Source organism: Coprococcus sp. AM11-30B (assembly GCF_027674365.1).
Classification (GTDB): Bacteria; Bacillota; Clostridia; order Lachnospirales; family Lachnospiraceae; genus Allocoprococcus; species Allocoprococcus comes.
The window spans coordinates 1-3727 of sequence record NZ_JAQDVB010000049.1; the positions used below are offsets into that span (position 1 = coordinate 1).

Annotated in this window: 6 protein-coding genes and 1 tRNA gene; 4 read left to right on the forward strand and 3 right to left on the reverse strand. The window is 38.7% G+C overall.

All coding sequences use genetic code 11. The features are described from left to right. Nucleotides 1-128 precede the first annotated feature (128 nt). Together PGU50_RS17815 and PGU50_RS17820 are read left to right on the forward strand one after the other, a co-directional pair. Nucleotides 129-200, forward strand: a tRNA-Asn gene (locus PGU50_RS17815). 248 nt (nt 201-448) lie between these two features. Next, a complete protein-coding gene (locus PGU50_RS17820; RefSeq protein ID WP_270247643.1) occupies nt 449-1306 on the forward strand; it encodes a DMT family transporter in 858 nt (285 codons plus the stop codon). Nucleotides 1307-1623: 317 nt separating this feature from the next. Here PGU50_RS17820 and PGU50_RS17825 read toward each other — a convergent pair whose 3' ends face one another. From PGU50_RS17825 to PGU50_RS18210, 3 genes are read right to left on the reverse strand one after another with little or no spacing between them, the layout of a single operon-like run. Next, complete coding sequence (locus PGU50_RS17825) at nt 1624-2001, reverse strand: response regulator (protein ID WP_243872494.1); 378 nt, start codon at nt 1999-2001, stop codon at nt 1624-1626. Next, a complete protein-coding gene (locus PGU50_RS17830) occupies nt 1986-2300 on the reverse strand; it encodes a sensor histidine kinase (protein WP_243006496.1) in 315 nt (104 codons plus the stop codon). The genes PGU50_RS17825 and PGU50_RS17830 overlap by 16 nt, the downstream gene beginning before the upstream one ends. Further along, nucleotides 2278-2523, reverse strand: a complete 246-nt coding sequence (locus PGU50_RS18210; RefSeq protein ID WP_334304141.1) for a DUF4118 domain-containing protein — start codon at nt 2521-2523, stop codon at nt 2278-2280. The genes PGU50_RS17830 and PGU50_RS18210 overlap by 23 nt, the downstream gene beginning before the upstream one ends. A gap of 302 nt (nt 2524-2825) precedes the next feature. On the opposite strand from PGU50_RS18210, the gene PGU50_RS17840 reads away from it, so the two are divergent. After that, entirely contained in the window at nt 2826-3284 is a 459-nt protein-coding gene (locus tag PGU50_RS17840) for an RrF2 family transcriptional regulator (protein WP_270247645.1), read from the forward strand. Then, on the forward strand, nt 3275-3583 hold the full coding sequence (gene trxA / locus PGU50_RS17845; RefSeq protein ID WP_055247598.1) for a thioredoxin: 309 nt from the start codon (nt 3275-3277) through the stop codon (nt 3581-3583). Before PGU50_RS17840 ends, trxA begins: the two co-directional genes overlap by 10 nt. Nucleotides 3584-3727 lie beyond the last annotated feature (144 nt).

Sequence of the window (3727 nt, forward strand, 5' to 3'; positions counted from 1 at the left end):
CATGGAGCTGACTGTTACTAATCGGTCGAGGGCATAACCAAGAAGGTAGGACAGGGTAAAGAAAATGGATGGAGTAAAGATTTAAATTTGTATGTGGTTTTGAAGGTACATGTAAGTATCTTTAATATTCCTCGATAGCTCAGCGGTAGAGCATTCGGCTGTTAACCGAAGGGTCGTTGGTTCGAACCCAACTCGGGGAGTTGAAAACTGTAAGCGATTGCTTACAGTTTTTTTCATTTCATAGGAAATTCCGAAGGAACTGTATCGATGATATTTATCCGGACACCATAGGTGGAGTCGGTCAAATTTAAATATAATAAAAGATTCAGTCTGATTTAGGCTGGACAGCTCTGCATATTTGTATTATAGTAAAAACAGTATTTCAAGGATGATTGCGTAACAATGCTTGTTGCGTTATCATCCTTTTTGGATATAAGGAGGCAAGATAATGAAAAAACTTGCATCAGGAATGGTAATTCTGGCAGGGATACTTTGGGGAAGCATGGGAATTTTTGTCCGCAAGTTTGAAGAATGTGGATTAGGATCGCTGGATATTGTTGCTATAAGAGCAATTACCACGATGTGCATATTGTTTCTCTTTTTGCTGTTTTATAACAGAAGCTTATTAAGGATAAAACTTAGGGATTTGTGGTGTTTTCTGGGAACTGGATTATTAAGTATTGTATTTTTTAATTATTGTTATTTCAGAGCGATTACGATGACATCACTCTCTGTTGCAGCGGTACTTCTTTATACGGCACCGGCTTTCGTTATGGTTCTTTCGTATTTATTATTTCATGAAAAATTTACAGTAAGAAAATCAATTGCTTTGGTACTGACTTTTGTCGGTTGTGTGTTTGTTACAGGAATTATTGGAAGTTCACAGACACTTAGTGGAAAAGGAATTTTAATAGGTATTGGTGCTGGATTTGGATATGCATTGTATTCAATTTTTGGTCGCTTTGCATTAAAAAAAGGATATGATAGTTTTACAATTTCGTTCTATACTTTTTTTGTTGCAGCAATCGGTGTGATTCCTTTATGCAATTTTGAAAAAGTGATCAAAGTAAGCTGCGCAAGCATAAATATAATAGGATGGTCATTATTATTTGGTTTTTTAAGTACAGTGCTTGCATTTTGCCTGTATACTGCCGGTCTTAAAAATTTAGATAATGGAAAAGCTTCTATTTTGGCATCAGTTGAGCCAGTTGCAGCTACCTTGATTGGTGTAATACTATATAAAGAAACCTTATCAGCAGGAGAAATATTTGGAATTAGGATGTTAAACGAAACAGCTATTTCATAATCGGGATGCCTTTTGCAACCCAGCGATAAATCTTCCATATAATGGTGAATGGAAGACTGATACAAATATAAAGTGTAGAAAAAAGACCTGCAAAGCCTCCAATTATAACCAAAAGTAACATTCCAATATTCATGCCTCTCTTACTCCAGTTCTTTGTATTTCTTTTGATAAAGTCATTTTATAAGAAAATATGTAATTTGAAAAGAGATTGGAGTCAAATGAACGATATTTCCACTGATAGTCAGGGTACGTTTTTCAAAATCGAGTATTAACTCACCACATTTGTAAGGGTGGAAGAGTTTGATCTGAAGAGGTATTCATCCGGGTACTGTGTCTGAGTGAGGTGCGGATACATGCACAAGGAGTTCTGCAGAACCGAATGGCTTGGTGATATAATCATCCGCGCCAAGATCGAGAGCTTTTACCTTTTCATGTTCATTTGTACGGGCAGAGATGACGATGATTGAACAGTCGGACCATTCACGAACCTGCTGGATGATTGTCTGACCATCCATATCCGGGAGCCCAAGATCAAGGAGAATGAGATCTGGACAGATAGAATTTATCAGCTGAAGACCTCCAGTACCGGTTATGGCGGTTGTTACTTTATAATTGTGCCCATATAACAGCTTTGTAACAAAAGTAAGGATATTTCGTTCGTCTTCTATAAAAAGGATATTTACTTTTGGCTGCATGGAATGTTTTCCTCCTTTGCTTTTGGTAATGTAAACAGAAATAAAGCACCATTGGTGTGGTTTTTGGCTTCGATATAACCATTGTGTGCGTCAATGATCGTTTTGCAGATTGATAAGCCGATTCCCATACCCTTGTGGGAGTCAACGGAACCAGTATTGTGGCAGATGCCACTGAAAATATCCGGAATAACGTCCGGGTTCAGACCATGTCCGAAATCTTTGACACAGAAGGTTACGTGGTCTGGATGATCAGTGACGGTAAGCTCCGGAGTCTTGTTACACTGATAAGATGGAACCATCAGACAGAAGAGAGGAAGTGGTTGCTGTGGTGAGCAATATAATGATCAACATTCCGATAAATGTGACCGGATAGCCGCTCAATGTGAAATTCAGTCGGAAAAACGGATAGGTAAAGAAGAAATTGATACAGATTACGGAGAAAACAGAAGAAAAGAGTCCGTACAGGTATCCGTTTGTATATCGTGCAATCAAGATCTGGGCAATAATATAAAGTAATGCGATGTTTGCAGTATTTTCAGAAACGAATGAGAAAAAAGAAAGGCAAGTGCGGTCGCGATGCCAAGTAGTGTGAGTGTAAAAAGTGTATTGTTATGTAATAATTTATTCATAGTAGATAATCCTCATAAATAAACAAAATTTTCACAAAAAAACTATCATATTTCCTCGCAAATGTCAACAGGATAAAAAATCATAACAAAATCCAGGCAAAGAGGTTGACACGACAAACTGTATGTGATATTGTTACAGTATGAATTGTAATTAAAAAAATTACAGTTTAACATATAAGAAATGAGGGGAGAAGCGTGACAAGCGAATTTGCAATAGCAGTTCATGCACTTGTATTTCTGGATCGCAGCAATGCTACTATCGCAAGTGAAGAACTCGCAGATAATGTATGTACAAATCCTGTATGCATACGCAGGGTGATGGGAAAACTAAAAAAAGCCGGTCTGATCGAGACAAGAGAAGGCATGGGAGGCGGTTACCAGATCGCAAAAGAAAATTCGGAGATTACGCTGAGGCAGATCAGTGACGCACTGGAGAATACGCTTGTAAAAGCATCCTGGCGTTCAGGAAACCCGGATAAAAAGTGTTTGGTTGCAAGTGGGATGTCTGTAGTTATGGACGAACTTGTAACAGGGATGAACAGGAGCTGTAATGATTATCTGGAAAGAATCACGATCCAGAAAGTAGAGGAACGGCTTACTGCCATTAAAGAAGAAAAAGATAATGAAACAGGAGGATGTCTATCATGTCAGTAATCAATTTAACAACAGAGAATTTTGAAGAAGAAGTATTAAATGCAAAAGAACCAGTACTGGTAGATTTCTGGGCAACATGGTGTGGACCATGCCAGACAATGGGACCGGTTGTTGACGAACTCGCACAGGAGCTTACAGATGTAAAGGTAGGTAAGGTGAATGTGGATGAGCAGATGGCGCTTGCCAGAGAATATAAGGTAATGTCAATTCCGACATTTCTCGTATTCAAAGATGGAAAGGTCGCAGAGAGAACTTTAGGAGTTCAGGAAAAGAGTGAGCTGGAACAGCTGATTCGGTAAGCAAAATATAGAATAAGTTATCTAAGGATGTGCCAAGGCACATCCTTTTTGTAGTTTGCGCACCATGGGCGCGCTCTAACGGGTGAAAGTCGTGTGTTCTGCAAGCTGTTATCAGCTTGCCAGTGAAAGTCTGGTCAAGGTAAT